We start from the raw sequence: 4895 nt of genomic DNA, 5'->3' as shown, positions 1-4895 counted from the left end.
TCGCCGAGGGCTTCCACCGCGGGGCCGGCTCGCCCCACGCCGAGGTGGTCGCCCTCAAGGAGGCCGGCGACGCCGCCCGGGGAGCCACCGCCGTCGTCACGCTCGAGCCGTGCAACCACACCGGCCGGACGGGGCCATGCGCGGAGGCCTTGATCGCGGCCGGGGTATCCCGGGTGGTGTTCGGTCAGCCGGACACGAACCCGGTGGCCCGCGGTGGTGCCGAGACGTTGCGGGCGGCGGGCATCGACGTCGAAGGTGGCGTGCTCACCGATCAGGCCCGCACGGTCAACCCGACGTGGACGTTTGCCATGGAGCACGGCCGACCGTTCGTCACGTGGAAGTTTGCCGCGACGCTCGACGGGCGCGGTGCCGCCGCCGACGGCACCAGCCGCTGGATCACCTCCGCCGAGGCCCGCGCCGACGTCCACCGGCTGCGGGCCCGCGCGGACGCCGTCCTCGTCGGCTCCGGCACCGCCCGCGCCGATGACCCCCACCTCGCCGTGCGCGGCGTGTCCGGGGCCGTACAGCCGCTGCGTGTCGTGGTCGACACCGACGCCTCCGTCGTACGGCCCGGCGCCCGCGTCCTGGACGACGCCGCCCCCACCCTGATCGCCGTCGCACAGGACGCCGATGCCGGTGAACTGGACGGCGCCGCCGAGCTGTTGCGGCTGCCGCGCGCCGCGGACGGCCACCCGGGCCTGGACCTGAACGCACTGCTCAAGGCCCTGTACGCACGGGAGATCCGCTCGGTGCTGCTGGAGGGCGGGCCGACGCTCGCGGGCGCCTTCGTCGAGGCCGGAGCCGTCGATGAGGTCATCGGCTACCTCGCCCCCGTACTGCTGGGGGCCGGTCCCGGAGCGCTCGGTGCCGCCGGAATCGACACCATCGCCCAGGCGTTGCGGCTGACGGTGACCGAACACGTGCGGCTCGGCCCGGACTTGCGGATCACCGCGCTCCCCGGGGCCGATTCCCGGGCGAGTGCCGTTTCTCCTTCCTTCCCCTCCCACGCTTCCCCCGTCTCCACCGCTGCCACCGAGGAGTCCTGAGTGTTCACCGGAATCATCGAAGAACTGGGTGAGGTCGTCGCCGTCGAGGAGCTCGCGGGCGCCGCTCGTTTCCGGCTGCGCGGGCCCGTCGTCACCGAAGGCGTGCGGCACGGTGAGTCGATCGCCGTCAACGGCGTCTGCCTCACCGTCGTGGAGGCCGGCGACGGCGAGTTCACGGCCGACGTCATCGCCGAAACGCTTTCCCGTTCCAGCCTGGGCGCGCTGAGCGTCGGCTCCCGGGTCAACCTGGAGCGTCCGATGGCGCTCGGCGGCAGGCTCGACGGCCACCTCGTCCAGGGCCACGTCGACGGCACCGGCACCATCGCCGAACGCGGCGAGGACGGCACCGTGCGCATCCAGCTCCCGCCGGGGCTCGCCAAGTACGTCGTGGAGAAGGGGTCCATCACCATCGACGGCGTCAGCCTCACCGTCGTCGAGGCGGGCGCCGAGCACTTCACCATCAGCCTGATCCCCACCACCCTGGCGCTGACCACCCTGGGCATCAAGGGGGCCGGGGACGTGGTCAACCTCGAGGTGGACGTGCTGGCCAAGTACGTCGAGCGGCTGCTCACGCACGGCGGCGGCGCGAAGGAAGCGGTCCGATGAACTCGGCCGGCTGGCTCAACAGCCAGGCGTTCACCGCTCTCGGGCAGCACGTCATCTGGTCCGATCTCATCGGCAACACCATCGGTCTGGCCGCGCTCGCGCTCGGCTGGCGCCGCTCCCTCCTCACCTGGCCCGTCCAGGTTCTCTCCGGCGTCGTCCTCATCGCCGCGTACCACTCCGCGCGGCTCGCGGGCGGCGAAGGCAAGCAGCTCCTCGTCATCGTCGTCGCGCTGTGGGGCTGGTGGCAGTGGCGGCACGGGAAGCGGCAGGCCCACGACGGCTCGGTCGCCGTGCGCTTCGCCGGCCGGCGGGAGCGCGGGCTGCTCATCGCCGGTACGGCCATCGGCACGCTCGCCGTCGGGGGGCTCTTCACCCTGGTGCCGGAGCTGTCCTGGAACCCGTGGCCGGACGCCTACATCTTCGTCGGCACCCTCGCCGCGATGATCGCCCAGGCGCGCGGACTCGTGGAGTTCTGGTTCGCCTGGCTGCTGGTCGACATCGTCGGGGTCCCGCTCGCCTTCAGCAGTGGACTCGCCTTCTCCGGGCTCGTCTACATCGTCTACCTCGTACTCGTCCTGTGGGGGCTGCGCAGCTGGTGGCTGCAGTCCCGGCAGACCACGGCGGCAGCGGCCACCCGGCCCGCGACCGCCGTCGAAGGAGTCCCGTCATGAGCGGCACAGGCACACCCGACCAGCCGCAACCCCGCCGGGACCGGCGGGCCACGGCCGAAGGAACAGCAGCCTCACCAAGGAGCGGACGCATGACCGCAGCGACCAGCTGGCCCCCGGCGTACACCGCGCGTGAAGCCGGCGGGCACGGCCCCGACGACGTCACCCTCGACCCCGTGGAGCGGGCCATAGCCGACATCGCCGACGGGCGCCCCGTGGTCGTCGTCGACGACGAAAGCCGTGAGAACGAGGGCGACCTGATCGTCGCCGCCGAGCGGATCACCCCCGAGACCGTCGCCTTCATGATGAGCGAGTGCCGCGGCCTGATCTGCACCCCCATGGAGGCCGACGACCTCGACCGGCTCGACCTGCCGCAGATGGTGGAGCGCAACTCCGAGGCGATGGGCACCGCCTTCACCGTCTCGGTGGACGCTACCGCCGGCCACGGCGTCAGCACCGGCATCTCCGCCGCCGACCGGGCCGCCACGATCCGGCTGCTGGCCGACGCGTCCTCGGTGCCCGCCGACTTCGTACGCCCCGGGCACGCCTTCCCGCTCCGCGCCAAGCCCGGGGGTGTCCTGGCCCGGGCCGGCCACACCGAGGCCGGAGTGGATCTGGCCCGGCTCGCCGGGCTGCGCCCGGCCGCCGCCATCGTCGAGATCGCGGGCGAGGACGGAGCCATGCTGCGGCTGCCCGAACTGATCCCGTTCGCCCGCAAGCACGGCCTCTCGATCATCTCCATCGAAGACCTGGCCGCCTACCGCAGGACCTCTCCCGCCCTCGGTGCGCGGAGCCCCGGGCCCACCGTCCGCCGGGAGGCCGCCACCCGGCTGCCCACCCGGTACGGGGACTTCCGCGCGTACGGCTACCGCTCCACCGCCGACGGTGTCGAACACATCGCCCTCGTCACCGGCGACCTGACGGCGTCCGACGGAGAGGACGTCCTGGTCCGGGTGCACTCCGAGTGCCTCACGGGCGACGTCTTCGGGTCGGCGCGCTGCGACTGCGGAACGCAGCTGCGGGCAGCCCTGGAGCGGGTGCAGGCCGAGGGCCGCGGCGTGGTGCTCTACCTGCGCGGTCATGAGGGCCGCGGCATCGGGCTGCTGTCCAAGCTGCGCGCGTACGAACTGCAGGAGCGTGGCCGTGACACCCTCGACGCCAACCTCGAGCTGGGGCTGCCCGCCGACGCCCGCGACTACGCCGCGGCCGCCGAGATGCTCGACGACCTCGGCGTCCGGTCCCTGCGGCTGATGACGAACAACCCCGAGAAGACCGCGGCCCTCGTGCGGTACGGGCTGCGAGTCGAGGGGCGCGAGCCGATGCCCGTACAGGCGGGCGAGCACAACCTGCGCTACCTGCGTACCAAGCGGGACCGGATGGGGCACGAGCTGCCCTGGCTGGACGCGGACCGCGCCTCACCCTGCGGCACCCAGTGAGCGCGAGAGTATGAGCACATGAGCACAATCCACCACATCGAAGACGAGCGACAGCACCAAGGAGCAACGTGAGCGGCAAGGGCGCACCCGAACTGTCCGTCGAGAACTGCGGCGATCTGCGCGTGGCCGTGATCGCCGCCCAGTGGCACGAGCAGGTCATGGGCGGCCTGCTCGACGGCTCGCTGCGGGCCCTGCGCGAGCTGGGCATCGAGGAGCCCACGCTGGTGCGCGTCCCCGGCAGCTTCGAACTGCCCGTCGCCGCCAAGGTCCTCGCCGAGGGCCACGACGCGGTGGTGGCCCTCGGCGTCGTCATCCGCGGCGGCACGCCGCACTTCGACTACGTCTGCCAGGGCGTGACCCAGGGGCTGACCAAGGTCTCCGTCGACTGCGGCGTCCCCGTCGGCTTCGGCGTGCTGACCTGCGACACCGAGGAGCAGGCGCTGGAGCGGGCCGGGCTCGCGGGCTCCTCGGAGGACAAGGGCCACGAGGCGGTCACCGCAGCCGTCGCCACCGCCGCCGCACTGCGCACCGTGGCCGAACCCACGCGCGGGCGGCAGCCGGCCGGCACGTAGAGTAAGACCACCATGGCGAACAAGACATTCGAGGAGCTCTTCGCCGAGCTCCAGCACAAGGCCGCCACCGGCGACCCCATCACTTCCCGTACCGCGGAACTGGCCGCCCAGGGCGTGCACTCCATCGGCAAGAAGATCGTCGAAGAGGCCGCCGAGGTGTGGATGGCCGCCGAGTACGAGGGGGACGAGCGCACCGCCGAGGAGATCTCGCAGCTGCTCTACCACCTCCAGGTGATGATGATCGCCCGCGGCGTCTCCCTCGAGGACGTATACGCTCACCTCTGAGGTCCGCGCACCGCGCACACGGCGCGCACCGCCGGCGCCCTCCCACCGCTCCGATCCTCGCTTCTTGCCACGTCACCCGACATACGCACCCACACAAAGGAAGCCCGCACCATGCTGCGCATCGCCGTCCCCAACAAGGGTTCACTGTCCGAGCCTGCGTCGGAGATGCTCCATGAGGCGGGCTACCGGCAGCGCAAGGACCGCCGCGAACTGGTGCTCGTCGACAGTGAGAACGAGGTCGAGTTCTTCTTCCTGCGGCCCCGCGACATCGCCGTCTACGTC

6 protein-coding genes and 1 pseudogene are annotated in these 4895 nt (G+C 72.1%); all 7 read left to right on the top strand.

All coding sequences use genetic code 11. From position 1 onward, the window contains the following. The coding region (gene ribD, locus ACRDP3_RS08110; protein ID WP_431516164.1) for a bifunctional diaminohydroxyphosphoribosylaminopyrimidine deaminase/5-amino-6-(5-phosphoribosylamino)uracil reductase RibD at window positions 1-1046 on the top strand (1046 nt) is incomplete at its 5' end. After that, window positions 1047-1652 (top strand): riboflavin synthase, encoded by a 606-nt coding sequence (locus ACRDP3_RS08105; protein WP_431516163.1) that lies wholly within the window; start codon window positions 1047-1049, stop codon window positions 1650-1652. Continuing rightward, window positions 1649-2323, top strand: a complete 675-nt coding sequence (locus tag ACRDP3_RS08100) for a nicotinamide mononucleotide transporter family protein (RefSeq protein ID WP_431516162.1) — start codon at window positions 1649-1651, stop codon at window positions 2321-2323. Before ACRDP3_RS08105 ends, ACRDP3_RS08100 begins: the two co-directional genes overlap by 4 nt. 89 nt (window positions 2324-2412) lie before the next feature. Then, window positions 2413-3756, top strand: a complete 1344-nt coding sequence (locus ACRDP3_RS08095) for a bifunctional 3,4-dihydroxy-2-butanone-4-phosphate synthase/GTP cyclohydrolase II (RefSeq protein ID WP_431516161.1) — start codon at window positions 2413-2415, stop codon at window positions 3754-3756. A 68-nt stretch (window positions 3757-3824) separates the two neighbouring features. Further along, a complete protein-coding gene (ribH, locus tag ACRDP3_RS08090) occupies window positions 3825-4328 on the top strand; it encodes a 6,7-dimethyl-8-ribityllumazine synthase (protein ID WP_431516160.1) in 504 nt (167 codons plus the stop codon). A 12-nt stretch (window positions 4329-4340) separates the two neighbouring features. Continuing rightward, the gene (locus tag ACRDP3_RS08085; protein ID WP_431516159.1) at window positions 4341-4613 is read left to right on the top strand and encodes a phosphoribosyl-ATP diphosphatase; all 273 of its coding nucleotides are present in this window, start codon (window positions 4341-4343) and stop codon (window positions 4611-4613) included. Window positions 4614-4724: 111 nt separating this feature from the next. Then, window positions 4725-4895 (top strand): annotated as a pseudogene (locus ACRDP3_RS08080) (ATP phosphoribosyltransferase); the annotation flags it as partial.

This window comes from Streptomyces sp. (assembly GCF_050698815.1).
GTDB lineage: Bacteria > Actinomycetota > Actinomycetes > Streptomycetales > Streptomycetaceae > Streptomyces.
This window is presented reverse-complemented; position numbering and strand designations above follow the sequence as displayed.